The 26,535-nt window shown below is 47.2% G+C and carries 19 protein-coding genes and 1 riboswitch; of the genes, 10 read left to right on the top strand and 9 right to left on the bottom strand.

Annotated features, from left to right (window positions below; all coding sequences use genetic code 11):
- Positions 1–233: 233 nt before the first annotated feature.
- The 5 genes from AAHF22_RS16560 to AAHF22_RS16540 form a co-directional block, all read right to left on the bottom strand.
- The gene (locus AAHF22_RS16560) at positions 234–1,514 is read right to left on the bottom strand and encodes a helix-turn-helix domain-containing protein (protein WP_347326133.1); all 1,281 of its coding nucleotides are present in this window, start codon (positions 1,512–1,514) and stop codon (positions 234–236) included.
- A gap of 352 nt (positions 1,515–1,866) precedes the next feature.
- Complete coding sequence (gene thiE / locus AAHF22_RS16555) at positions 1,867–2,547, bottom strand: thiamine phosphate synthase (protein ID WP_347326209.1); 681 nt, start codon at positions 2,545–2,547, stop codon at positions 1,867–1,869.
- 173 nt (positions 2,548–2,720) lie between these two features.
- Positions 2,721–3,530, bottom strand: coding sequence for a bifunctional hydroxymethylpyrimidine kinase/phosphomethylpyrimidine kinase (gene thiD, locus AAHF22_RS16550; RefSeq protein ID WP_347326132.1), 810 nt, complete (start codon positions 3,528–3,530; stop codon positions 2,721–2,723).
- Positions 3,531–3,601: 71 nt separating this feature from the next.
- Positions 3,602–4,426, bottom strand: coding sequence for a hydroxyethylthiazole kinase (gene thiM, locus AAHF22_RS16545; protein ID WP_347326131.1), 825 nt, complete (start codon positions 4,424–4,426; stop codon positions 3,602–3,604).
- 348 nt (positions 4,427–4,774) lie between these two features.
- Positions 4,775–4,877: riboswitch (TPP riboswitch) on the bottom strand.
- A 428-nt stretch (positions 4,878–5,305) separates the two neighbouring features.
- A complete protein-coding gene (locus AAHF22_RS16540; protein WP_347326130.1) occupies positions 5,306–6,136 on the bottom strand; it encodes an alpha/beta hydrolase in 831 nt (276 codons plus the stop codon).
- Positions 6,137–6,591: 455 nt separating this feature from the next.
- Between AAHF22_RS16540 and AAHF22_RS16535 the strand changes: the two genes are divergently transcribed.
- The 6 genes from AAHF22_RS16535 (at position 6,592) to ppk1 (ending at position 13,986) form a co-directional block, all read left to right on the top strand.
- Positions 6,592–7,260 (top strand): DUF1129 family protein, encoded by a 669-nt coding sequence (locus AAHF22_RS16535; protein ID WP_347326129.1) that lies wholly within the window; start codon positions 6,592–6,594, stop codon positions 7,258–7,260.
- Positions 7,261–7,281: 21 nt separating this feature from the next.
- On the top strand, positions 7,282–7,515 hold the full coding sequence (locus AAHF22_RS16530) for a hypothetical protein (RefSeq protein ID WP_347326128.1): 234 nt from the start codon (positions 7,282–7,284) through the stop codon (positions 7,513–7,515).
- Between the two features lie 379 nt (positions 7,516–7,894).
- Positions 7,895–8,968 carry a nuclear transport factor 2 family protein gene (locus AAHF22_RS16525; RefSeq protein ID WP_347326126.1) on the top strand — a complete coding sequence of 358 codons (1,074 nt, stop codon included), beginning with the start codon at positions 7,895–7,897 and terminating at the stop codon, positions 8,966–8,968.
- A gap of 708 nt (positions 8,969–9,676) precedes the next feature.
- The gene (locus tag AAHF22_RS16520) at positions 9,677–10,636 is read left to right on the top strand and encodes a polysaccharide deacetylase family protein (protein ID WP_347326125.1); all 960 of its coding nucleotides are present in this window, start codon (positions 9,677–9,679) and stop codon (positions 10,634–10,636) included.
- 446 nt (positions 10,637–11,082) lie between these two features.
- Entirely contained in the window at positions 11,083–11,301 is a 219-nt protein-coding gene (locus AAHF22_RS16515; protein ID WP_347326124.1) for a hypothetical protein, read from the top strand.
- 540 nt (positions 11,302–11,841) lie between these two features.
- On the top strand, positions 11,842–13,986 hold the full coding sequence (gene ppk1 / locus AAHF22_RS16510) for a polyphosphate kinase 1 (protein ID WP_347326123.1): 2,145 nt from the start codon (positions 11,842–11,844) through the stop codon (positions 13,984–13,986).
- On the opposite strand, the gene AAHF22_RS16505 is transcribed toward ppk1, so the two are convergent.
- Complete coding sequence (locus tag AAHF22_RS16505; RefSeq protein WP_347326122.1) at positions 13,919–15,475, bottom strand: Ppx/GppA phosphatase family protein; 1,557 nt, start codon at positions 15,473–15,475, stop codon at positions 13,919–13,921. The genes ppk1 and AAHF22_RS16505 overlap by 68 nt on opposite strands.
- Before the next feature lie 381 nt (positions 15,476–15,856).
- Between AAHF22_RS16505 and AAHF22_RS16500 the strand changes: the two genes are divergently transcribed.
- The gene (locus AAHF22_RS16500) at positions 15,857–16,579 is read left to right on the top strand and encodes an HAD family hydrolase (RefSeq protein WP_347326121.1); all 723 of its coding nucleotides are present in this window, start codon (positions 15,857–15,859) and stop codon (positions 16,577–16,579) included.
- A gap of 131 nt (positions 16,580–16,710) precedes the next feature.
- Here AAHF22_RS16500 and AAHF22_RS16495 read toward each other — a convergent pair whose 3' ends face one another.
- Entirely contained in the window at positions 16,711–18,798 is a 2,088-nt protein-coding gene (locus AAHF22_RS16495) for a Na+/H+ antiporter (protein WP_347326120.1), read from the bottom strand.
- A gap of 264 nt (positions 18,799–19,062) precedes the next feature.
- Positions 19,063–19,269, bottom strand: a complete 207-nt coding sequence (locus AAHF22_RS16490; RefSeq protein ID WP_347326119.1) for a hypothetical protein — start codon at positions 19,267–19,269, stop codon at positions 19,063–19,065.
- Positions 19,270–19,376: 107 nt separating this feature from the next.
- Here AAHF22_RS16490 and AAHF22_RS16485 point away from each other — a divergent pair, with 107 nt between their 5' ends.
- A complete protein-coding gene (locus AAHF22_RS16485; protein WP_347326208.1) occupies positions 19,377–20,114 on the top strand; it encodes an ArsR/SmtB family transcription factor in 738 nt (245 codons plus the stop codon).
- Here AAHF22_RS16485 and AAHF22_RS16480 read toward each other — a convergent pair.
- Complete coding sequence (locus tag AAHF22_RS16480; RefSeq protein ID WP_347326118.1) at positions 20,011–20,910, bottom strand: DMT family transporter; 900 nt, start codon at positions 20,908–20,910, stop codon at positions 20,011–20,013. The genes AAHF22_RS16485 and AAHF22_RS16480 overlap by 104 nt on opposite strands.
- A gap of 582 nt (positions 20,911–21,492) precedes the next feature.
- On the opposite strand from AAHF22_RS16480, the gene AAHF22_RS16475 reads away from it, so the two are divergent.
- Positions 21,493–24,627 (top strand): alpha-mannosidase, encoded by a 3,135-nt coding sequence (locus AAHF22_RS16475; RefSeq protein WP_347326117.1) that lies wholly within the window; start codon positions 21,493–21,495, stop codon positions 24,625–24,627.
- 800 nt (positions 24,628–25,427) lie between these two features.
- Positions 25,428–26,387 carry a polysaccharide deacetylase family protein gene (locus AAHF22_RS16470; RefSeq protein ID WP_347326116.1) on the top strand — a complete coding sequence of 320 codons (960 nt, stop codon included), beginning with the start codon at positions 25,428–25,430 and terminating at the stop codon, positions 26,385–26,387.
- Positions 26,388–26,535: the final 148 nt, after the last annotated feature.

Below are 26,535 nucleotides of genomic sequence, written 5' to 3'. Positions count from 1 at the left end.
AAATCCACATGATTTTGCGGTCAACTAAGGCGAATGGGGAAGTTTTTAAGCTGAATATATCGTCTACTGTATTCATTTTGTTGCTTATTCATTGGGTCGTTTATTCATTGGATCGTTCCATGCCAATCATGAACAACAGCATTTCATTTTTGATGAAGAACAAAAATTCGATAAAAAGCAGAAATAAGAGGGGAGTCATATCCCCCCTGCCATCATTTTGCCATTCCACCTATTCAGGCATGACGCAACACATACACCAGCTTACGATAATACAGCGCTGCATCTTTGTACCGTCGCTGTTCCTCCGCCACCGTCGCCAAACCTTCATATAGCACACTAAGCCGATCCTGCTGGCGAATCCCTTCAAAATACGGCAAACATTGCAGCGCCCGCTCCACAAACGACTCATGCTGTCCCGAAGACAACGATAGCTGACTTTCATAAAAACAAAGCGCCATCTGCTGATCTGTTGCCAAAGTGCAGTTACGTAGCCGATCTAATAGCGATACAAGCGTGCCCCAGTCTTTGCGTGTTAAGGCAATCTCACAGCGATAGACGAGTACTATCGGTTCCCATCCTTTCTGTGCTTCTTCTGATTGCATCTGTAATATCGCTTGAAAACGAGTAAGCTCCTGTTCCGCCTGCTCCATTTCGCCGCTGCGTGTAAGCATAATGATACGATTGTTCATAATCGCGCTTAGCGTATCACTCTGGTGCTGTGTATGAACGAGATGCGCTTCAGCCATCGCCAGTGCAGTGAGCGCTTCCTGCGTCCACTCCATCGAAAAACAGTACCCACTGTACAGCACATACAGACCGGATAAACGATGGAACATGCGCTGCTCATAAATATGCGCAGTCATCTTTGTGAAAGCCGTTTTCGCTTGTTCAAACTGCCGCGTATGTACATAAGCTTCCATACTAATCTGCTGTGCAGTCAGCCATATTTCATTGCCTTGATCCAGCAGGGGCAGCCATAGTTCCAATTGATACAGCACATCGTAATACTGCCCCAGCGAACGAAAACGCTGTATTTTATAAAATAACAGTGCTTTGAGCAGCGGTACAGGCAGCTGAATTTGATCCGGCCGTCCAAAATGCTCCAAATAAAAGTTCAAATACGATTGATGCACATACTGATAAGCATCCGGATCGTTCAATTGCTGATAATATGTCGCTTTCATAAGTGCAGTTGTTAGCTCTACGGTCAGCGCAGGGTGCCGATCCGGCAGATCATTGACCTGCTGCTCTGGAATCGCCGATGCCTGTGCCGTTAATATTTCAAAAATACGCTCCGCTTCTTGTAATGTAGATGCATCGGTATTGTCGGTCTGTGCAATATAGTCGGTTTCTACACCAAGCCGCTGTGCCATCTCCTCCGCCAGATCATCCGGCAACGCATAACGACCGGCGAGAATGTTGGAAAAATGCGCCTGAGTCACCAGCCCGTCAGTCAGCTCTTTGCGCGTCACCTGCTTTTTGTCACACAAATATTGAATTCGTTCCTTCAGCATATAGATTGCTCCTTCCAGCATTGCTTCGCCACTTTCTCCTGTATGGATGTGTACTGCACAGACATTACGGCTACCTTTTACGTATCTGCTTCAATCTGGAAACGGGCAGCGTCTGTTGCATACCATAGCAATTCGCTTCGATCGACACAGGAGATTTTCCAATCCAATTATAGGGAAATACAGACAGCAACTCAAATGAATCGGCAGTGAGCAACCTTTAGCTAAAAGGAACCCCTTCAACCTTCAACCTTCAACCTTCAACCTTCAACCTTCAACCTTCAACCTTCAACCTTCAACCTTCAACCTTCAACCTTCAACCGAGCATTGTAAGGGGGACAATCAACAATGGCAACTATAAATATTGAACAATCGTCTTTTTTAACATATGCGCCGCTTCCGCAGGTGCATCAGCTGCCGCAATCGCCGAGATGACGGCCACTCCATCCGCGCCAGCGCGGATTACCGGCGCTGCATTATGCTCATTGATTCCGCCGATGCCAACCACGGGAATGGTCAGACCTGAGCGGCGCAATTGTTGAATCACTTCGGTACCACGTACCGGCTGTGCATCCTCTTTGGAGACCGTCGGGTAAACGGGACCGACACCAAGATAGTCTGCTCCAGCGGCGATAGCACGGCTTGCTTCCACTAGCGAATGGGCAGATACGCCCACGATTTTATTGGGACCGAGACGCTGGCGTATCCATTCTGCTGGAGCGTCATCCTGTCCCACATGTACTCCATCTGCATCTAACGTCAGCGCCAATTCAAGATCGTCATTAACGATAAAGGGGACATGATGGGTGCGACAAATATCCTGCAAGCGCCGCGCCAGCTCTACATACTGCTGCCCGCGTAGCGCTTGTTTGCCCTTTTCCCGATATTGAAACATTGTAATTCCGCCCGCTATCGCCTGTTTTAGCACCTGTTCTGGCGATTGGTGACAATTCACACTGCCCATAACGAGATAGAGCGACAGGCGCGCACGTATCCAATCGATACGTTCCGCTGTACCGATGCGAGGAAGCAGCATATCGCCAGAAATGCGATCATCAGCAGAATCATGGCTAGCAGATGCGTCCACTCCATCCAATTGTGTATGCTGGCAAACCGAATTGGCTATGAACTGGGATTGCAAATGTTCACACAATTCGTGTTGACTGGCTCTATCTCTATCTTCATCTCTATCCGACAATGACGATTGATTCATCGTACAGCCCTCCTTTGTCGATAAGCAAAATGATTGGTCGGCCCGTGCACCGAGCCGATGCCCAGTCCATCCTCAATCGCAGCGTGCACAAATGCTTTGGCAGTTTGCACAGCGGTGAGCAGATCGTTATGTTTCGCCAATTCAGCTGTGATCGCAGCCGAGTAAGTACAGCCTGTTCCGTGCGTGTGCGGCGTATGGATACGTGGCCCTTCTACATAGTGAAAGCTGCGTCCGTCGTACAGTACATCGATCGCCTGTGCGGTAGAGGTATCGTGACCGCCTTTGATCACAACTGCACGCGCGCCCATATCGATCAGCTGGCTTGCTGCTTGTTCGCGTTCAGCCAGCGTGCGAATCGGTCTGCCGATCAGTAACTCTGCTTCAGGTACATTGGGTGTGATGACTGCTGCTAATGGAAGCAACTCCTGAATAAGCGCCTGTACCGCTTGTTCTTGCAGCAGCACCGAACCGCCTTTGGCTACCATCACCGGATCGATCACCAGTGTCGTCCAGCCATAGGCTTGTACCGCTTGCGCCACTTCGCGAATAATCTCGGCGCTAAACAGCATGCCTGTTTTAACCGCAACAGGCTGTAGATCATCTCCAATCGAATGCAGCTGCTGGACAATACCTGCCATTTCGACCGGATAGACACCCTGTACGCCTGCTGTATTTTGCGCGGTAATTGCTGTAATGACAGACATACCATATACGCCCAGCTCCTGAAATGTTTTCAAATCCGCTTGAATGCCTGCTCCGCCTCCACTATCTGAGCCGGCAATCGTTAATGCTTGTGGGATATGCATCATCTTTCGCTCCTTTGCCATTTGCTATTGTCTATTGTCAATCCAATCGTGAACATGGATCATGGGTCGCCTCAATGCTTCGTTTCATGTGCCGAATCCAGATGTCGCTGAATAAGACAATGCCCATCCACCTGCTCCGGTGTAACCATAGATAATCGATTCAAAAATGCCATTTGAAAACTGCCTGTTCCCTGTCCACCCGCATCGATAGCCGCCAGCTCAGCAGCAAGTCCGTAACACGCTACCGCCTCGGTTACCGCTTTCAGACGTTGCTCGGTATCGTTCACCACCGCAGCAAAGGCAGCAACGACAGAACTGAGCAGGCAGCCCGCACCTGTAACTTGAGTAAGCAGCGCATGTCCGTTACTGACGGTATTCACCTGCACGCCATCGGTCACGATATCCTGTTCGCCTGTAATGACAACAATACAGCCAAGCTTGCGTGCCGCTCGCAAAGCAAGTTCCTTCCGATCTCCGGTTCCTCCGCCAGCATCTACGCCTTTGATCTGCCAGTTCTCGCCGATCACATGCGCAATCTCTGCCACATTGCCTCGTAAAATATCCACTTTCACCTCAGCGACGATCTCATGCGCGGAAGCGGTACGATACGAGGTCGCCCCTGCACCGACCGGATCAAATACAACCGGTACACCTGCACGATTCGCCGCCTTCCCTGCTAGCTTGATCGACTGTACCGTATACGGGTCAAGCGTTCCCATATTCAGCATGACCGCGCCTGCCATCGCCGCTACATCCTCGACTTCTTCATGCGCAAACGCCATAAATGGCGAAGCTCCCAGCGCAAGCAATCCATTCGCGGTAAAATTCGTAACGACCACGTTCGTAATATTGTGTATAAGCGGATTCACGCTACGTACTTGCTGTAAAAATGACATTTCATTCGCCTCCCAGATATCATTTTGATTCTTCCTCGTTGTCCCTGAACAGGTATACGGCTACTGCTATGCCAGCTCTAGCTGTCTCAGCTTAGCAGTTTTTACATCGTCAACAGTCTTTACAGGGCTAGGGCTAGCGGTCTGTGTATCACTAGCAGTCTGTACATCCCCAGTATGCTGACTTTCCGCTATACCACCGATACCCGCTTTACCTGGCAATTTGCTACCTCACAACCCCATATACAACAAAAAACCCACCGATCTCCCGTGAGAGAAAGGTGGGTCATATCCGTTCACTTATTGTTGAGGAAACCCTTACAGTCTGAGTCCGCCTCATAAGTTGAAATGAATAGTCATCTTCCACTTCCCTCCGCTGGTATGATCCAGATCAGGTTCCAAGGGTCCGAATATCGTATCCGTCTCAGCCATCAAGGCTCCCCTAGTGAAATTGCTGCCACGCTATGCTGCTTTGTAACGCATAGTCGGCTCGTTCGTTATGCAGATGTACGTTATAGCGATATCGTACAATATCGCTAATGTGTAGCAGCTACTATTTGCTGTATAGATCTAGCATGACAGGCATACGCCTATGCTGCTAATGTTTCTTTACCATACCACGGGCATCGTACTTTGGCAAAGTGTACAGTATTTTGCCTATTTTAGGTATGCGTTATCGTGCGGTGACTTCTAATATGGATCATACACATGCAGCGACCTTTTTCATCAGCTGGGCTAGACCGTTGAGTATCGCACAAGATCATGTGATGTTAGATCGTTCATTGCTATCATAAGATCATACAGTCATAAGATCATCTAATACTGCGCTAAACCTTCCAGTACTAGATGATATCATTCAGTACGATATCATTCAGTACTGCGCTAGATCATCCAATGCTGCCACTGCGTCTGTGCAGCGGAACGCTCTGACAACCATTTGCATGTATGCTCCAACAACTCGCGGCGATGGGGTCCTGACGAATACGTGTGATCTGCCTGGAAAATAATCTCTTTGTCACAACGACCTTCGCTCCGTGTCCACAATTCCTTTTGATATAAAAAGGCATAGTCAACTGGAATCACATCGTCTCCCGTTCCGTGAATCACAAGCACATCGCCTTGAAAACGGCGTACTTCCTGAAACGGCTGGAAATGACCGAGCGATTCAAAATACTCCGGTGCAAAGCCATAACCGAGAAAATCAGCTTCGCCTTCCAATACCGCCTGGTCATACGTTTCTCTGCCAACAATTTTGACGATATCATTAAATGGATGACCGACCGGCGACCATAACACCAGATGGTTCACACGTCGATCACGTACCGCAGTCAAAATAGCGACAGCTCCGCCCAGACTATGTCCAAGTAAGGTGACCCGAGTCGGATCAATATCATTGCAATTCATTACATAATCCAAAATGGTACGCGTCTGTTCGACCATCGATTCTAATCCCTGCTGACCATATTCACCTGTGCTTTCTCCGCAACCTGCATAGTCAAAGCGTACAACCATATAGCCTTCGTTCGCCAGCTTGCGTGCACTTTTGACAAATAAGCGATCCGTACCGATCCGATTCCCTACAAAACCGTGACAGATCACGATTAGCGGAGTTCGACCTTTTCCTTTGCCTTCCGGCTTATGGTCTGCAACCGGATAATGTATACTCGCAGCCAGATCAACCTCATGATGACGAATCGTAATATTGCGTTCCATAATGAACTCCTCCTTAAAAGATGCTAGTTTCGTACACGATATATGCTGCATTCGCGTGTTAGCGTATGCTGATACACCGACAGATATACCCGCATTTTGCTCCTGTACGTGAACATTGTATGATGAAGCATATATAGAAGTTTTAACCGGCGTTCTATTTAAAATTAAATAATTCCGATAAGTTTAGTGTGTATTATAATAATCCTATAGTATCACTGCGCCAGATCAATTGTCAATCCGGTTAAAGTGTGTCAAAATAGGAGTTTCCGATCGATGTGCAGCAGAGTGAATCTTTTGCACTGTAGCTCTGTTTATGAGACCCAAAGTTAGCGGGCTATCGAATTGAAGCAGAGCTGGGTAATAGCAAGTATGTACACTCTGATGACCGGATTGCAGGTATGTGAATGATTATGAATAGATTCATACCGACACCAGTGCGAAAGGGGACAACAGCGATGAGTACAGTACGTCATCTGGTACGGGATATTAATGTGATCCGTGACCAGCTTAATCAGGAAAATCTCAGCTATTATGATGATGTGATCGTGCATGTGCGCGATGCACGTATCGAGCGTCAATCTGGCGAGGAACTACTGCTAGAAATGGGTCGACATTTGCTGGATGCGCAAAAGCGTGGTCAATCGGCTCAGCAATTATTTGCCAAAGATTCAGACACCTATGCTGGACAGCTGATCGAGAACTTGCCGGAGCGCAGACAGCTTAGTAAGCCGATGTATTATTTGATGATTGTCTGGGTAGCGCTCACATGGGTGTTTTTATTGCAAGCGCTAGCAGGCTTTTTCAAAATTAGTATTAGCGGTACAGGCGTTGTAGGTGAAATTAGCTTATCTACACTCGTGCTTGTCGCCGTAGGCGCGATTGTGCTTGTTGAGCTGGTGATGCGTGTGGCCAATCAACCTGCCGAGAAGAGCGATCTGGATCGTCCACGCATGCAAATTAATATGCGTTCTGTCATTACGTATTTGATTATTTTAGTAGCGATTATTGTAGTAGGGAACTACTTGCGCCGCATTATGCCTGTGGTCGTCATCTCGCCCTGGGTCAGTCTAGGACTGTGTGCGATCGGTATTCTGGGGCAAAAGTTTATCTTTATGCGTCGCTGATCCGCTCTGGCGGTAAGCCGAATGATATGTGTACTTACAGGACAGGAAGTAAACGAAAACAGTCGCCATCGATACGCTGCCTTTGTAGCTATCGCTGGCGACTGTTTTTGCATTGCGGCGCTGTTATTTTCCTTTGTTGGCGTTGGCGTTGGCGTTGGCGTTGGCGTTGGCGTTGGCGTTGGCGTTGGCGTTGGCGTTGGCGTTGGCGTTGGCGTTGGCGTTGGCGTTGGCGTTGGCAATTGTACTGGCTCCTGAGCGATGCAACAAGCCTATTTTTTGCGCCAGCTTGCCCTGTTCATCATGCAACCTCTGCCCTGATTGAAGTGTCTTTATAAGTAAGAGCGCCTATAGGCTCACCCGTATCAAGGTGGTTCGAACCACCGTATGTTGAAGTTACGCGACGTTCTGCTGCGGTCGAACGACATCCTATATCGCAGATATCAATGCTCTATGACACGATACAACTTGACAATCCTTGCTAGATCAGGAACGTGCTGACCGTCGCTATACGGTGCGCATTCACGATTGTACAATATGGTTATATAACCGAAAGAAGGTGAAGCTCCACTGCTGACAGCTGATGAACGAATGCCACCGTATTCCAAACTATCGTATCCAAAGGAGCATGCTTATGATGAAAAAATACAGTCTTTTACTCGCCAGTTTTATGTTAATGACGGTACTGTCTGCCTGCACGGGCAACTCCAGTCAACCGCCAGCGACTACCACACCGGAAACGACTGAAAATTCAGGCAACACCGCGCCGGGTGGCGAAACAACGACACCAGCGAGCACGCCAACGGCTGATGAAGCACGCATCATCGCTAACAAACAGCTCGTAATCGGCTTATATAATGATGTGTTGAACGGTCATCAGCTGGATAAAGTGAATCAATATATCGCTGAAAACTATACCGAGCATAATCCGTATAGGGAGAGCGGCAGAGATCAATTTTCTACGTTTTATGAAGGTATTTTCAAGCATTATCCTAACTACAAGTCAGAGATTACCGGTATGATGGGCCAGGGTGATCTCGTTGCTGTGTTTAGTAGTGGTAACGTTGAAGCAACCTCTACCAAGTCAGTCGATGCTACCAGTGCAGAAGCTAGCAATAGCGAAACTACTACGGATGCTACAAGTACCACCACATCAGCCACAGGTAACTCCGAGGCAAAAACAGCGATCTACGTCGATATTTACCGCATTAGCAACAACCAGATTGCTGAGCACTGGGATGTGCAGCAAAGTGTCGATGATCCAGCCAAAGTATTCACACCGGACAAACTGCCCACACTGTCTGCCAAAACAGAGCTGGCATCGACCGACCGTGCAACAGTTGCCGCTAACGCAAACTTTGTAAATAATTTCTTCAACACATTCTTTGTGCAGCATAAAACTGATATCGCCAATGAAGCGGTTAGCGAAAATGTAGAACAATACGGCTCCGGTATTCAAAATGGACGTAGTGCACTGGTCAGTCACTATTTGACCGATTTCCGCGCCAATACCGATAGCAAAGCAACATTGGTCAATACGATTGCTGAAGGTAACCTGGTACTCGTACACAGTCATATGCAGAACAATAGCAATGATCGCGGACAGGCTGTCATTCAACTGTTCCGAGTCGATAATGGCCAGATTGCGGCGATGTGGACACTCAGTCAGCCTGTACCAGAGTCTTCGTCTAAAGATACGACCATGTTTTAAATATACACATGTAAGCTAGACGTGAATGATGTATATGATCTTAAAGGTGGTATGTATGTAAAAGTCGCAGTCGCAGCTAGCCCAAATTAGACATGTTCATTTGATCATGATCTTTTGAAAAGGAGCCTTGCAGCCAACTCAGCAAACTGCTGTGTTCACTCCGCTTCGCACCGGACATCGTAGCGCTCTTTCTGGTGCGAGAGTGGATAAAGCGTAGCTGCTTGATCTGATCGAGGATCAAAAGAAATCATCAAACGAATGTCTACATTCAAGCACCCGATCCGAGCATCGAAATACAAACATTGAATCACAAAGTTCCACATCTAAGAGCCAGCCTGCATCGCTTGTGTAAGCTGGCTTTTAGCTATTTTCCCACATCAGGAGCATCGTCCTATATGGTCATATGATTCTTTAGTAACATAAATATTTAGTCGAATCTATCCGATGTTATACATAAGTGAAAGGTTTACCGTGAAGTCTTGCCGCCTTAAGCAAATGATCATGCGGCGCATATGAACTACATTTGCACCTCTACTCGTCCCAAAACAACGCCAATCTGCTTCTCATCACCAGTAAATAGAGCTACACCAAGCACAAAGCTATCGCATCGCTTTTACGATGTATAGCCCATTACGCTTAGGATGTATAACAGCGATTGGATAGCAGATTCATCATTTTTAACCTGTTTATAAAGGAGCCTATGAAGATATGCAGCTAAGACGCCTCCGTAATATGATTATCATCATGCTCTATATCGCGATCGCCTTTGTGATTACTTTTTATATACTGAGCATGAAATACCCTCACGCCTCTGCTTTTTCGTATGAGACGTGCAGAGCGACTTACGATATGACCGACGATCTATTCAAAACATTAAACGGTGAAGTTCCTGAAGGCGCATCGAATGTTGCTTCCGCCGCCCCTAGCACTCATCTGAAAACAGCCCCTAATGGCAAAGCCAGCCATGTGGCTGTATTGATGTACCATTATGTTGTACCGAAAAAATACAATGTTGAGCCTAACAATGCACGCATCAATCTGGAAGCTTTTGAGCAGGGCATGAAATTTCTGCATGACGAAGGTTACCATACCGCTACATTACAGGAACTGGAACAGTACGTGCAGGGTAAGATTCAATTACCTGAAAAGACGGTTGTACTCACCTTTGACGATGGTTACCAGAACAATGTCGTGTACGCCTATCCGGTGCTCAAAAAGTACGGTTTTAAAGCGAATATTTTTATCGTAGGCACCAAGCTGAGTGACGAGAAGCAAAAGTTCATTCCAACCGCCAAAACGACCATTTCCAAACAGGAAATGAAAGCAACGAGCGATGTGTTTGCTTACCATAGTCACACGTACAATCTACATTACAAACGACTTGTACAATGTGCGGAATACTATGCAGCAGGTAAAGATAGCAAGCGATTCACCCATGATATCGAGCTAATGAAAAGCAAAACCGGCATTAATACCCCTTACTTTGCTTATCCATATGGCGAGTATGATCCGCAAATGGTATACGATCTGAAACGTAATGGTTATCGGATGGCATTTACCGTGCGACCGGGCTTTGTGCATCCAGGTGATGATCCGATGTATCTACCGAGAATGAATGTTACCTCCACGACGACGGTCAGACATTTGCTGAATTTGCCGGATGAATAAGCGTAGACTGTTCACAAGAAGAATAATTGTGTGCTGTCTTGAAACAACAATGACATCGTATGTATACTGCTTCATAGCTCTTACCATCAACCTGTACGACGTTGGCGGTAAGAGCTTTGTTGTATAAAGTGATTGGCTTTTACGGCTTTTACTGGGATTTGCTTTCACAACTATACTGCACAGGCGTGTCGATCGTACTACTACACCGCTGGAGTCTGCTCAGTCAGTTGTTTGACTCCGAATTGTGCCTTTTATAGGCTCTTTTCATTGTTGATTTTGCTTTGCAATTTTTTAAAGATTCACTCAAAATATAAGCTAGCGGGTAATAATGAGTTACACGCTACTTCCATCAAGCTCGCGCATTGTGGTCTTCCATATCATCGTGATGAAGACCGTATTGCTGCGCCCTATGCTGTAGCGATCCTTTACATGGAAGGGGTACGACTATGACTCTTGGTGAATGCCTGAATATGCTACACAAGGATATGATCCTGATCGATATGCATCGGCCTGGTTATCCAGCGTACACTGTTCACAAATGGAAGACTCTGCTACCGCTGGAAGACGAAGGATATGAACTGCGTACTCGGAGCTTTAACTTTGGCCGAACACAGAAGCGTTCGATTGCTAAAATGGATGGAACTCAGTTATGGAACGAAAGTTAACGCATTTTTTTACACAGCGTTAACAAAAGCTGGCTATACTGGCTATATACGATATATTTTTGCATCATTCGACACGGTTGTGGGCGGAATAATGGGTTACACTTTCCGCCAGATGCAATCTGGAACCAAATTAGATTGAATTTCGTGTTAGGAGATCGCTAACACTGGAAGGTAAGCTATTTTGCTTTGCAAAAATCATTTTTTCATTGTACCCCGTGTTAGAAAATCACTAACACTGGAAACTGTAAGCTATTTTGCTTTGCAAAAATCACTTTTCATTGTACCCCGTGTTAGGAGATCGCTAACACTGGAAACTGTAAGCTATTTTGCTTTGCAAAAATCACTTTTCATTGTACCCCGTGTTAGAAAATCGCTAACACTAGAACTGTAAGCTATTTTGCTTTGCAAAAATCATTTTTTCATTGAACCTCGTGTTAGAAAATCGCTAACACTAGAGCTGTAAGCTATTTTGCTTTGCAAAAATCATTTTTTCATTGAACCTCGTGTTAGAAAATCACTAACACTAGAACCGGAGGCGTTATGGAAACTAAACAAGGACACCACCAAGCTCAAGCAACGTATATCAACCGGGATCTAAGCTGGATTGAATTTAATACCCGGGTTATGGAGGAAGCACAGGCATCGGATACGCCACTATTGGAACGCATCAAGTTCCTCGGTATCGTTTCGCGCAACCTCGATGAATTCATGAGCGTAAGGGTTGCCGGTATTCGTAATCAGATTAAAGCTGGCTACAACAAGAAGGATTTTACCGGCTATACACCAGCCGGACTATACAAGCGCCTTACGAAACGTGTGGAGAAGATGGTCTCGCAGCAATACCGTACATATCGGGAACTTTCCCGTTTACTCGGTAAACAGGGCATTACCCTGACCCATTATGGTGACCTGAGCGTGACCCAGCAAAAAGCGGCGGACACCTATTATCATGATGTGATCTATCCGGTGCTCACACCGATGGCAGTCGACCAAAGTCGCCCATTCCCACTCGTACATGGTCTGAGCGTCTATCTGTCGGTCGTACTGGAGCATCCAAACTTGAAAACAGTTGATCAGGAAGATGGCGAAGCGCATTATTTTGCAATCGTACAAATTCCATCGAATTTGCCGCGTGCGGTTGCCTTGCCACACCGTCAAAACAGCAAAAAGCAGCAGTACATTTTAATTGAGGATTTGATCTGCCAGCATATTCAAACGTTGTTTGGCGGCTATACGCCGATCGCGGTCAACGCGTTCCGTCTGACGCGTAATGCCGATCTGGACATTAATGAGGAAGATGCGGAAGATTTGATGGAAGAGATCGAGAACCAGTTGCGCAAACGCAGACGCAGTGCACCGGTTCGTCTGGAAATTCAAAAAGACTTTCATCCGTATGCACTTGCTCAGCTATTAGAAGAATTCGATGTGAGCGAAGCGGTATACGAGATCGATGGCCCGCTCGATCTTGGCTTTCTGCTGAGCTTCTCCGATTCGGTAGTTGGACGTGATTCGCTACGCTATCCACCTGAAATTCAGCGTTATGCACCGGAGTTCCCAGAAGGCAGCGAAACGGACTTTTTCAGCGTGATTCGTGAGCGCGATGTGTTGCTGTATCATCCGTATGAATCATTTGATGCCATCAGTGATTTTATCGAGCAATCCGCAGATGATCCTGATGTTATGGCGATCAAAATGACGCTATATCGTGTGAGTGGCAAATCATCGCTCATCCACTCACTTGCTCGTGCTGCTGAATCCGGCAAGCAGGTGACGGTGGTGGTGGAGCTAAAAGCACGTTTTGACGAGGAACGTAATATCGTCTGGGCGAAAATGCTGGAAAAAGCAGGTTGCCACGTCGTTTACGGTCTGGTCGGACTCAAAACGCATGCGAAAGTTATTCTCGTCGTGCGTCGTGAAGGCAATACGCTACGCCGTTATATCCATATGGGTACAGGTAACTATAACGCCTCTACAGCAAGGCTGTACACCGATGTTGGCTTGTTGACGGTGAATCCACAGATCGGTGAAGATGCGTCCGAGGTGTTCAATCATATTACCGGCTATACGGAAAGTCATGAATGGCAAGCAGTCGCGGTTGCGCCAAGTACGATGATGAACAAATTCATCTCGCTCATTCGCCGCGAGGCTGATCATGCACGCAATGGTAAGCCTGCACGGATCATTGCCAAAATGAACTCGCTCTCCAATCAGCAAATTATCGACGAGTTGTATGTCGCTTCTCAAGCTGGTGTGAAGATCGATTTGATCGTACGCGGCGTCTGCTGCCTGCGACCAGGCGTACCGGGTCTCAGTGAAAATGTTCGCGTTCGCAGCATCGTTGACCGTTATCTGGAGCATTCGCGTATCTTTGCCTTTGAAAATGGCGGCGAACAGGAAGTATGGCTTGCCAGTGCGGACTGGATGACACGCAATCTGACGCGCCGGGTCGAGCTAATGTGCCCGTTGTTTGATAAAAACACAAAAACCGCTGTGCTCAACATTCTGAACCTGATCCTTGCGGACAATGTGAAGGCCAGAATATTGTTGCCAAGCGGTAATTATGAATTATTCAAAAATGGAGAACCGCCGCTGCGTAGCCAGTTCCATGCGTGGAATATTAGCTCGTGGAAACCGTATGTACCACCAGCCGCACTCGGACATCCCACTCCTTCTCCAAATCTTTAACAGCTTCCGTAATTTCAGCAACTTCCATAGAGGCTTCGGTGCGACAGTGAATTGTCAGCTCGAAGTCTCTTCCTTTGCGTACAGCGAGCAGCGATTCCACCGGTTGCGTCTCGCTTGCGTCCATCGCAGCCGCCAGTTGCAACAGTGCTCCAAGTCGACGAATACGCTCCTCGTCTTTTGGATGTAAAATATCCGCATACTCTACCGAAATGCGTCTTTTTTTAATTTTACCTTTACTGCCGAAAATAGCGATAAAAGCAACCAGCACCGTTTCCCGATGATTCAATCCAGCCAGCGCACGTGTCGTGAGCAAATAACGGGTATGCTCCTCATAATCATGGTAACCGACTTTCATCCCGATTTGATGCAGCATAGCAGCCGTACGGAGCAGCTTCATATTCCAACGATCTTCCATACCTTCGCCCAGACTTTCATACAACTGCACTGACAACTGTGCTACCTGACGCAAATGTCGCTGACGCGGCAATGGCTCCAGATCAAGTACCGATTCCAGCTCATATTCCAGCACATCTTCCAGTACCGCATGTTCACGTCCACGTTCCCATTCAAAGAACAACCCGTCCCGCAAACCGGTACCACTGATCAGATAATGATCACACTGCATATAACCGAACAATGTACGCAAAATGATCATCCCCGGTACGATAATATCCGTCCGGTTTTTGCTCAATCCAGCTATACGCTTGCGCTCCTCATTCGTCATCGATGGCAGTTGCTGGTAGTAATAGTCCGCATCTTCAGACTGTAATGTGTACTGATGAATCTGCTCCATCGAATATTTGCGCTTACGCTGATGCATTTTACCGACTGCCCGAATCGTACCACCCAATCCGACAAGCGGCAAACCTGGATTGCTGCGAATCCATTGATGTTTTTCAGCTGCTTTCAATACAAGTTGCTCCAGCTCGGACACAGCCTTCTCATCCCAGCGACCATCCTCCTGTTTACCAAAACGCACATTCATATTCACCGCACCAAATGGGAACGATACACTGGAAATGCGTGTCCGATCGCGAAACAGTGTAATTTCGGTACTACCGCCACCGATATCGATAATATAACCGTCACGAATATCGATCCGGTTCACCACGCCGATAAAACCGTAATGACCTTCCATCTCGCCTGGCAGCAGGTCGATATCCAGTCCGGTCTGTTCGTTCAAATACTGGATCACTTGCTCACCATTGGTCGCATTCCGAATCGCCGCTGTCGCCACCGCACGAATCTCGCTCACTTCATAGGCACGGCTGACTTCAGCAAACTGACGTAGCACCGGCGCGATAAAACGCAGTGATTCCAGCGGCATCTCCCCTTCCGGTGTGACAATCGCACTCAGACGTGCCGATTCCCGGCATTCCTTGAGCACCTTATATCCCATGCCGCCCCCATTCTCATAAATGACCAGTCGAATGGAGTTCGACCCAATATCCATAATGCCTACACGGCTATGTTCTGCTGTGTTCGCCATAATATCCTCCTGTCTGTGCGAATATGACCAGCCCTGCTGGTTGCATCAAATGATTCGTTTATTTCCGTTCTCTGCCTATGATGATGGAACGATGACATTCCGCTGCATCCTATGCAATCTCGTTTACAGTCTATCTCAATTCATGAACGTCTACAACCGATGTTGTAAAGCTAATGGCCATAGTTAAAAGTCTAGTCGCCTTATTTGAAATTTTATATGATTTTCCAGTAAGCTAGAATAAAGCGAATAAGCTAGATGAAAGATCAGGAGCTAGCTTAAAACGTATGAACTCAATTAAAAGTAGTATACTTCAAAACTGTCACATGAATCACTACTCGATTACCATACTGGAATGAGACAGAAAGAAAGCGGGAGATTCAATTGATTAATCTCATATTTGACATGGATGATACATTGTATGATCAGATGGACCCTTTTGGCCAGGCGTATAATGAAGTGTTTGGTACGCTAGAGCAGTATGCCGTTCCGGTTGAAAAGCTGTTCGTGCGTAGCAGACTGCATAGTGATGTCGTATTTGATCAGGTACAAAATGGACAGATGAGCGATGATGAGATGCATGTGTACCGGATTATGCATGCTTTTGCCGACTTTGACATTGAAATTTCCGAGCAGCAAGCGATGGAGTTTCAGAACCGTTATGCGTTTCATCAGCAGCATATCGAAGTGCATCCATTTATGAAAGAGCTACTGGATTACGGTCAGCAGCATGGCTTACGGATGGGCATCATTACGAATGGCCCGGCAGAGCATCAGGCTGGCAAAGTGAAACAACTGCGGATGGATCGCTGGATTGCGCCGGAGGATACGTTCATTTCCGGCAGACTCGGTATCTCCAAACCGGATACCGCTATTTTCCGTCATGTGGAGCAGCAGATGAATATTGCGCCTGCGGACACCGTTTATCTCGGCGACTCCTACCTGAACGATGTCGTAGGTGCAAAAAAAGCAGGCTGGCGCTGCATCTGGATCAATCGCCGCCAAATCATACTGCCTGACGATGTGGAGTATGTACCGGATGCGAATCTGGATAAAAACCAGCATCCGCTGGATGTGGTGAAGCAGATGCTGGACGTGGTGCAATAAGCAAGTAATGGTACGAATAAAGGCACCGGATATCATTTCCGGTGCCTTGTATTGGTTTGAGTAGCCTTTTAACTAAACTAATTTCTAAAATACGTTCCATCGTTATCGTAGTAGCTGTTTTAAACAGCAACTTACGTCTCCATCAAAATCCACTTCTCCAAATCCTGCACAAAGCTACGCATCTTACGTGCATACTGACGATCAATCTCGCCGCTTTCGTACAGCTCCTGTACCGTATCACGCTGGTTTTGCACCGCGCTGGTGATCAGGTTGAGCTTATTTTCATCGAGCGTAATATCCGGTACGATTTTCTCGTTGAAATATTGGATGGAACTCATAATTTTACGATATCGGGAAATGACTTTTTCCGCGGCTTCTTCATTATGACCATCCATCCGACTGCGGATCGCTTCGATCGCTGCTGGGCAGGATTGGAGCTTCAGATGTTTGAGCATGCGCATTTTATCCAGTTTGCTCATGACTTCTGGTTGTTCTGCTTCGCCATCGCTACCAGCTTGTTTGGTAGGGTTAACCGGAGCGGGCAGATGCATCGGCAACATGCCTTTCCATTTATCCACACATTCGGCAATACCGGTATCCATACGATCGGTCAATGCATTTTCGATCCGATCCAGACGATATTCAAATTCCATCGCCAATTCCGGTGTAATTTCCCCGTTATCCCGTAGTTTGCGTGCGACTTTGCGCTCTGCATGAATCGCAATGAGATACAACTTGACCTCTTCCTTATCCGGATTCGGATCATGTAAAATGGACGGCTGCATCCCATCCCGACGGAACATATATTGCGTAATATCTGAAATGAGCGTCTGCGCTGCTTCACGATTCGCATCATTCGTGCTGGATTCGACGGACTGTACGGCTGCCGAAAGTACCTTCATCCGAATCCGATCTTCTACAAACTGACGTTGCTGCATGCCCTGCCCTGCTTCCGATGCATTTGCTACATCTGCCTGCGGTTTTGGTGATAATACCGGCAACAGCAAGCTTGCCAGAACGAGCGACAGCAAAATCACCCCTGCGGCAATAAACAAAATCAGCTCACGCTGCGGAAAAGCCGAACCGTCATTCAGCACATACGGAATCGAAAATGCGGCTGCCAGCGTAAGCGCCCCACGTACGCCGGACAATGAGGTGAGCAAAATCCCCTTTAAATTGGGACGATTATCGTCCATCTGCCGACTCATCACATAACGGACTTTCCAGTAGCAATAAATCCAAATAAATCGTAGCACATATAGCAGCAACGTAATAAGCGCAACATAACCGAGCACAAGTCCATTATTGAACTCCGGATTGGTGAAAATGCTGCCCATTACCTCCGGAATTTGTAAGCCCAGCATCATAAATACCAGACCATTAAGCGTATACACAATGACTGACCACGTGCTGGTTGAGACAATTTGCATTTTGAGTTGTACCGATTCGGCGCGATCCTTTTCCATCGCATACACGATACCACCTGCTACGACCGCAAGGATGCCGGATACTCCCACTTCCTCAGCTAGCAAATAAATGACGAATGGAGTCAAAATCTGCCATAGCACATGCACCGTAATATCCTCCATACCCCATTTACGCACCAGCACCTGACAGCGAATAAGTACAAATGAAGCAAGCGTACCAATCGCCAGTCCACCCAGTGCAACGAGCAGGAAGTTTAATGACGCTGCCCACAGTGAAAATGTACCGGTCACCATCGCCGCCACAGCGAATTTGAACGCGACTAGTCCAGACGCATCATTCAGCAGCGACTCTCCTTCCAGCAGACGGTGAATCGAACCGGGCAAATGAATCCGTTTTGCCAGCGAGCCTACCGCCACCGCATCGGTTGGAGACAAAATTGCTGCCAGTGCAAATGCCGCCGGTAACGGAATGCTCGGGATCAAATAGTTGATCCCATAGCCTGCAACAATTACGGTGACAAATACAAGCCCGAAGGCGAGCAAAATAATCGGCACCCGCAAATTCCACAGCTCACCGCGCGGTGTTTGACGGGCATCATTATATAGCAGCGGTGCGATAAACAGCACCAAAAATAGCTCTGGATCAAGCTCTACTTTTAACCCAAACAGGGCTACGCCGATCCCAAGCACAATCTGAAATAGCGGCACTGGTACAAAGGGAACCAGCCGATTCAGAACATTGGAAATCCCGATCAAAAACAAAATAACAAGTACAGCGATAAAATGCTCCATGGCCATCCCCTTTCGATTGTAGCCGATCCTCGTTATAATCGTACAACCTCCATCAACAACATACCCATCGTGCTTCTCTGGCAAACGAAATGCTGGCAAATTCAGGCCTTTTCGGGATCAGAGCAGCAGATCCTATGAAGACGATAGATAGGCATTGCTAGGTCTATGTTTATTTTACCATGCTGTGCAAGAGGAACATGAGGTTAATCTTTGCTAGCAAGGAGGAGGATAGGTGGGAGACTCTGTATCATTTGTATACTATAATTAAGTAATCATCGAAATATGAAATACTATAGTGTGTACAAATGCGTACAAGCCTGTACACTTCGCTCTAGCAGTGTCTTTGTCTGTACCTGTACCTGTACCTGTACCTGTACCTGTACCTGTACCTGTACCTGTACCTGTACCTGTACCTGTACCTGTACCTGTACCTGTACCTGTACCTGTACCAAATGTTAACGATATTCGCATAAAATAGGCAATCCTTTATAGAAGACAATTTCATTCTGCATAGGAGACTATAAGCTTCCACTTGATAACAAATTCAAAATCACTTAAAAGGAGTTGTAGGCATGACACTGCATTCTAATATATCCAATATCGCCTCCCTGTTAGGCGAGCCATCGCGTGCGAATATGCTGACTGCCTTGCTCGATGGACGTTTCCATACAGCTGGTGAGCTGGCTCATGCCGCTTCGATCACACCGCAAACCGCCAGCTTTCATCTGGCTCGGCTGACGGAGCAAGGCTGGGTTAGTATGGAAAAGCATGGACGCTATCGGTATTATCGACTGGCAGGCAGCGACACAGCCCACAAGCTGGAGCAGTTTCTAGTGATCTGTCCGGTGCCGGAAGTGCGTTCATTGAAGCAGTCCCAGCAGATGGATCGGCTACGCTATGGACGCACCTGTTATGATCATCTGGCCGGTCAGATTGGCGTTTCATTAACGGAAGCGCTCGTTCAGCAGGGACAATTGCTGGCGCATAATGGTAATGGTGCATTTGAAGTCAGCGAATCGGGATTGGAACTGTTCACCACAATAGGGCTGGATGTGTCCCAGTTACGCCGCAAGCGTCGTGCTTTTGCTCATGCTTGCCTCGATTGGAGCGAACGCAAGCATCATCTGGGCGGCGCGCTAGGACATGGCCTATTGCAACTCTGTCTGGATCGAGGCTGGATTGAGCGGATGTCAGGGATTCGAGCGATTATCGTTACCGCTGATGGTCAGCAGGCGTTCCGCCATTATTTTGACCTGGTGCTTGAACCTGCCGATTCACCAGATAAATACCGACCAGAATACACACGCCGCCTGTAATGAGCGATGGATACAGCGGCTCTCCTAGCAACAGCCAGCCAGTCAATACACCGAAAAAGGGGGCGAGAAACAGAAACGCACTCGTTTTACCAGGATCGCTATTTTGCAGTACATAATACCAGCCAGCAAATTGTACGATCGATGACAGCAGACTGAGCCATAACAAAATCATAATCGACGTTCCATTCCAAACAAAGGACGGCTGCTCGAACAGTACGCTACCGAGCAGCAGCAATATGCCACCTGCCAGCATCTGATAAGCAGACAACACCCATGTATTCAAATCACCACCCCAGCGTTTGACGAGTAGTGTTGCCGTTGCCCAGGATACTGCCGAAGCCAGTCCAAATACAAGCCCGATCTTCCACTGAAGCTGTGCGCCAACGGTAATACTGACCCCGATCAAGCCTAGCAACACACCGATCCACTGATACCAGCGGTAACGCATACCGACGAAGCATGTACCAAACACAACGACCAGCAGCGGATTCGTAAAGGTTAGAATTGAGGATTCGCCTGCTGTAATCGTACGCAAACTAATAAACACACAACCCATCACACCCGCTGTCTGGAAGGCGCCAATCAGCGCCATTTTACCCCAATCCCTCCAGACAGATGGATGAGGCTGGCGCAGCCAACGCACAAGTACAGCCATAATGATGCCTGCCAGCAGGAAACGTAAACCGGCTAATAATAATGGCGAGGCAAATGCTAATCCTATTTTGCCAATCGCAAACGATGATCCCATCAGAAAAGTAGTCAGTACAATAAGGAACAGCATGTGAATTCGGTTCATTCGTTTTCTCCTTTTTATAGGTGCTTCTGCAATGCGGCTTGGATGTTGCTTCTTCAGACCTGCACGATGTGGAGCACTGTGATCTATATTACCCTATTTGTCGTATACGCTCTTCCACAAATGGGCTACAGCGATTATATAATCGATCCTATTCAGTGTTCATCGAAATATGGAATACATACTGACATATAAGATTTTGGTATGTCAGATACGTAGAAAGACGTCCTAACGCGCTCGTTTGGCAAAGTGAATGCGATTCGATTTCTTCACCTTTGATATGTATGATTTGCTCAATAATGGTTCTTTTAACATTAGATTACTGATATTTTCACATTTTCGTTTTAGTTTTTTGCGCCTGGAGTATGTTGTATTTGTTTTACCATTTTAAATTCAGAGATAACATATTGTATTTGTCCGCAGGATGTGCCAACATGAGAAGTGGAAGTTCGCTTGTCCCGAATGGCGGCATCATGAACATAACATCTGCCTGTACTTGTTGATTATGTTGCTGGCACGATCCAGCATACAGGCTTGCTCACCGGTTGACCTGCGGAAATTCACCAACGATCAAGGAGTGAAGGTATGTTTTTAACAGAGCAGAAGCTGAAATCCCGACTTAATGAACTGGATAGCTATCGTTACCGTGAGGCCATTGTCCTGTCTTCGTTTCAAACGCATGAAGATGATGGTAAGCGTATTCATTCTGCCCCCCTGCAACCGGATAATACCTGGACCGAGATGAAGCTGGGCGACACCTGGACAGGACGCGACCGTTACCTGTGGCTAGATGTGAGCGCTGAAGTCCCAGCCGCATGGAGCGGCAAAACGATTCTAGGTCGATTTGATTTTGGTAAAACAGGCGGCGGTACAAATTCCGGTTTTGAATCCCTGCTTTATTTGAACGGACAACCGTATCAAGGCGTAGACTCCAATCATATGGAAGTGTTCCTGCCTGCTGATGCAGCTGGCAAGCAACAGCAATTGACGTTCCGTCTATGGACAGGTTTGGAAGGCGGCGGCAAACGCATTATGCAAAAGCATGAGCTACAGACAGCAGAACTATGCTGGCTGGATGAGCCGACAGACAATTTGTACTATACCGGTGTTACGGTACTGGAAACGGTTGAAGTGCTCGGCGAACACTCCCCTGAGCGTGCAGATCTGCTGCGTGCGATTGACCGTGCTTTCCGTTTGATCGACTGGGCTGTGCCTGGTTCGGATATTTTCTATGATAGTATTCAGCAAGCGGAGAAGCTGCTTGACGAACTCGTTGGTGAAATCGAGAAACATTCCTCTATTCAATTAACGGCGATCGGGCATACCCATATTGACGTCGCATGGTTATGGCGTCTCAAACATACACGTGAAAAGGCGATTCGCTCCTTCTCCACTGTGATGCGCTTAATGGAGAAATTTCCGGATTATGTGTTCCTGCAAACACAGCCACAGCTATACGACTATGTGAAGCAGGATGCGCCTGAGCTATATGAGCAGATTAAAGCACGTATCGCTGAAGGTCGCTGGGAAGCAGGCGGTGCGATGTGGTTGGAAGCGGATTGCAATTTGACCAGTGGGGAGTCACTCACCCGTCAACTGCTGCTCGGCACACGCTTTTTCAAAGAAGAGTTCGGCGTGGAGTCGGATTATCTGTGGTTGCCTGATGTATTTGGTTATAGCTGGGCACTTCCACAGATTTTGAAAAAGTCTGGTATCGATACCTTCATGACGACTAAGATCAGTTGGAACCAGTTTAACCGGATGCCACATGATACTTTCCACTGGCGCGGCATCGATGGAACCGAGGTGCTGACACACTTTATTACGACGACTGAACCGGATTCGGAGCCGGGTTCATGGTTTTATACGTATAATGGTCAGCTCGTTCCCAAAACAGCTCAAGGCAGCTGGGAAGCTTATCGGGACAAGGAAATGAATCGTGAATTACTCATATCATACGGTTATGGCGATGGCGGCGGCGGTGTCAACCGGACGATGCTGGAAATGCGCCGCCGGATCGACCGTATGCCAGGCTTGCCCCATATGCGGACTGGATTAGCAGGAGACTATTTCCGTCGCTTGCAGGAGACGGTAGCACATACGGACAGCTATGTGCATACATGGGATGGCGAGCTGTATTTGGAGTATCATCGCGGTACGTACACAAGTCAGGCGTATAACAAACGCATGAACCGTAAGCTGGAGCTGTTATATCGTGAAGCAGAATGGCTGAATGCATGGCAAAGTGCAGCTCATGGCAACTGGAATGCCTATCCACAAGAACAGCTCAACGACGGCTGGAAAATCATTTTACGCAACCAGTTCCATGATATTATTCCTGGCTCTTCGATCCGTGAGGTATATGAAGATAGCCGCGAAGAATATGCAGAAGCATGGCAAATTGGCGCTGACATCTGGGAACAGGGTGGTCAACAGCTTGCCGGCAAGTCCGATGTCCATACTCGCACCGTATGGAACTCCGCACCGTGGGCAAGTGACGGCGTGCTAACGATCGCTGCGGATGATTCATTGCAAAACGGTAGCTGGATCGGCGCAAATGGCGCTATTTTGCAAGCGGAACTGCACCATGATCAATGGATCGTACAGGTGCCACAGGTGCCTGCACTGGGCTATACTACAATTTCGTTCCATCCAGCGACAGAAGCACCGGCTGCTTCGTCCCCATTCACTGTGGAAGCACAGCGTTTGAGCACACCATTTTATGAGTTGGAATGGAATGAACAGGGGCAGTTAACACGCTTGTATGATCGAGCAGCAGACCGTGAAGTGCTGGCTGCTGGCGAGCGCGGTAATGTACTGCAACTGTTTGAAGATAAGCCGCTGAATTTTGATGCGTGGGATATCGATATTTATTATCAGGAAAAAATGAAAGAAGTGCAGGAGCTGACTGCATCTGAAGTGGTAGAAACCGGTCTGCTGCGCACGGTCGTTCGTTTTGAATGGAAAATTGGCGAATCGACGATCCGTCAGCAGATGATTGTGTATGCGGAAGATCGCCGGATCGACTTTGTCACCGAAGCAGACTGGCATGAACGTCAGCAATTGCTCAAAGTCGCCTTCCCGGTCAACGTGCGCTCTACCGAAGCGACTTACGATATTCAGTATGGCAATGTGAAGCGTCCAACCCACTGGAATACAAGCTGGGATAGCGCACGCTTTGAATCGGTCGGTCACCAGTGGGCAGATTTGTCTGATCGTGGCTATGGCGTGAGCCTGCTGAACGATTGTAAATATGGCTATGATATTAAAAACAATGTGCTGCGTTTGTCGCTGATCAAGTGCGCCATCCATCCGGACTTTGAAGCGGATCAGGGGCATCACGAATTCACGTACTCCCTGCTTCCACATGAAGGCGACTGGTTACAAGGCGGCACCGTTCCAGCAGCATGGGCGCTGAATAGTCCGCTGCGTGTCACCGCAGGTGGTTCGGATACACCGGAACGCTCCCTGTTCACCCTATCCGGTCAAACGGCGATGATCGATGCGGTGAAAAAGGCTGAAGACAGCGATCGCATCATTGTACGGGTGCATGACTTCTCCGGCAGTCGTCAACGGCTAACACTGACGAGCGAGCTGGGCATTACGAGCTATCGCGAATGCAATCTGATGGAGAAGCCGGAAGGTGAGGACACAGCTGGCGATACGATCGCATTCGTACTGGAACCATACGAGATCAAAACATTTGAAATCGCACTGTAAAACAGTAGAGGCGTCTGTTCGTGCGTAGCTAAGCTTCAGGTAGCAACTGGCTAGGACTCAGATGTCGAACTGAATTTCAACGTAGCAATCATAGGTATCGTTTGTATACGATAAACCACACCATTTTAACGATACCAAACGCCTGCTTATGAAAAAGCGCCTGTTACTCTCTATCTATTCGCTGAGGGGAACAGGTGCTTTTTACGTTGAAGGTTGTTTTGCTATGTTTCTGTGTAGGTTGTAAATTATTTTTGTATGATCAATTTCCACGGTCTTAGCCCTGATACTTTGATCAGATTAAATAGTAGCTTTGATCGTGTAGTGGCACCTCTATCATGCAAGATGTAACGTGAATTTAAAGTTAAAACGACTCTCGGTCGGTGTACCCCTTTCATTTCCCTATATTCGTTAAAAATGGAACTGCACTTCCTACAACTCCCACCATATGCGCCTATAAAATCTGCACTCACACAGTTTTCATACATTTATCTGATATAACTACTATTACGGATTATAAATGGATTTACCGGTGACTGCTGAAAGCAAGTCGGCAAACAATATAAAAGTCAACCTTGCGACTGTTACTATTCTTCAGCCGTAATGTAACTTTTTGTCGATAACTTTCCGTTAAACTAGATAAAGGAATGTTTGAACGGAGTTTGCTGCTGTGTGCAATGTATTCAGCACTATGAGACCACGTCTATCCATTCATAGAAACCACTTCGTTACGATCCATGTAACGACAGCTGGTGCTGTGCATTTCCGTCTATTTTCACATTAAAGGAGACATATGTAAAAGCATGCGTAAGCCCTGGAAAAAGTATATGTTCGCCCTGCTGGCGATGCTGCTCGTCGTCTATGTCCTCGGGGTGAATTTCCCGAAGTCTTCCATTCTCGCCCATAAAATGTGCAGTTCCTGGGTCGCTGCCCAAAATGAATTGTTTTATTGGCAGCACCGGGATGAGCTGAATCAGCGTAATGTAGCGCTGGCAGCCGATTATGTTGTGCCGCAAGGCACCGCAGATAAGGTCGCTGTGCTCATGTATCACTACATCGTACCTGCCAAGTACAATACCGAGCCGAAAAACAACTCGATTATTAATCTTGAAGCGTTCGAAAAAGATATGAAATATCTGTACGATAATCATTACCATACAGCGACTTTGCAAGAGCTGGAGAAGTTCGTCAATGAACAAGCTCCATTACCACAAAATACAGTCGTGATCAGCTTTGACGACGGTTATCAGAACAATATGATTTATGCGTACCCGATTATGAAAAAGTATGGTTTCCATGCTACGATGTTTGTGATTGGCTCCAAAATCCAGGCGAAAACCGAAACATTTGATCCGACCAAAACAAGCTATGTATCACGTGAAGAAATGAAAGCAACGACCGATGTGTTTGAATTTAACAGCCATACGTACAATTTGCATTTCAAAGAACCACTGCATTGCGGTGATGATTATGCTGCTGGGATGGATCCGGATCGCTTTGTAGCGGACGATCATATTATGCGTACCGAAGCTGGAATTAACACTCCATACTTTGCTTATCCATTTGGCGATTTCCGGATGCAAATGATCTATGCACTCAAACAGTGTGGCTACCGTATGGCATTCACCGTGCATCAAGGCTTTATTCGACCAGGCGATGACCCCCTTCAATTGAAACGCTTGACAGTAATCTCGACTACCAATATCGGTGAGCTGCTGCATATGGATCATGATCCAGACGGCTCGGCACCTGTAGCTTTTTAAGATTGTATGTTCATCAGGCTATCTTACTGAGATAAGACGATTCAGTCCAAACCCAATAAAGCCCCTTTCCCATTGAAGTCGAATGTTCATCCTACAGATGATCTTCCGATTCAGACAGGAACAGGGGCTTTTGTTTATATAACTACAG

Source organism: Paenibacillus wenxiniae (genome assembly GCF_039822605.1).
Classification (GTDB): Bacteria; Bacillota; Bacilli; order Paenibacillales; family Paenibacillaceae; genus Saccharibacillus; species Saccharibacillus wenxiniae.
Note: the sequence above shows the minus strand (reverse complement) of the source record. Positions and strands in the feature narration are given on the sequence as shown.

Bases quoted from the DNA above. Each gene is read 5' to 3' on its own strand.
- thiM (WP_347326131.1), bottom strand. From the start codon at position 4,426: ATGTCATTTTTACAGCAAGTACGTAGCGTGAATCCGCTTATACACAAT.
- AAHF22_RS16475 (WP_347326117.1), top strand. From the start codon at position 21,493: ATGTTTTTAACAGAGCAGAAGCTGAAATCCCGACTTAATGAACTGGAT.
- thiD (WP_347326132.1), bottom strand. From the start codon at position 3,530: ATGCATATCCCACAAGCATTAACGATTGCCGGCTCAGATAGTGGAGGC.
- AAHF22_RS16540 (WP_347326130.1), bottom strand. From the start codon at position 6,136: ATGGAACGCAATATTACGATTCGTCATCATGAGGTTGATCTGGCTGCG.
- AAHF22_RS16470 (WP_347326116.1), top strand. From the start codon at position 25,428: ATGCGTAAGCCCTGGAAAAAGTATATGTTCGCCCTGCTGGCGATGCTG.
- thiE (WP_347326209.1), bottom strand. From the start codon at position 2,547: ATGCTGCTTCCTCGCATCGGTACAGCGGAACGTATCGATTGGATACGT.
- AAHF22_RS16520 (WP_347326125.1), top strand. From the start codon at position 9,677: ATGCAGCTAAGACGCCTCCGTAATATGATTATCATCATGCTCTATATC.
- AAHF22_RS16530 (WP_347326128.1), top strand. From the start codon at position 7,282: ATGATATGTGTACTTACAGGACAGGAAGTAAACGAAAACAGTCGCCAT.
- AAHF22_RS16535 (WP_347326129.1), top strand. From the start codon at position 6,592: ATGAGTACAGTACGTCATCTGGTACGGGATATTAATGTGATCCGTGAC.
- ppk1 (WP_347326123.1), top strand. From the start codon at position 11,842: ATGGAAACTAAACAAGGACACCACCAAGCTCAAGCAACGTATATCAAC.
- AAHF22_RS16505 (WP_347326122.1), bottom strand. From the start codon at position 15,475: ATGGCGAACACAGCAGAACATAGCCGTGTAGGCATTATGGATATTGGG.
- AAHF22_RS16560 (WP_347326133.1), bottom strand. From the start codon at position 1,514: ATGCTGAAGGAACGAATTCAATATTTGTGTGACAAAAAGCAGGTGACG.
- AAHF22_RS16490 (WP_347326119.1), bottom strand. From the start codon at position 19,269: ATGCGAATATCGTTAACATTTGGTACAGGTACAGGTACAGGTACAGGT.
- AAHF22_RS16515 (WP_347326124.1), top strand. From the start codon at position 11,083: ATGACTCTTGGTGAATGCCTGAATATGCTACACAAGGATATGATCCTG.
- AAHF22_RS16525 (WP_347326126.1), top strand. From the start codon at position 7,895: ATGAAAAAATACAGTCTTTTACTCGCCAGTTTTATGTTAATGACGGTA.
- AAHF22_RS16480 (WP_347326118.1), bottom strand. From the start codon at position 20,910: ATGAACCGAATTCACATGCTGTTCCTTATTGTACTGACTACTTTTCTG.
- AAHF22_RS16495 (WP_347326120.1), bottom strand. From the start codon at position 18,798: ATGGAGCATTTTATCGCTGTACTTGTTATTTTGTTTTTGATCGGGATT.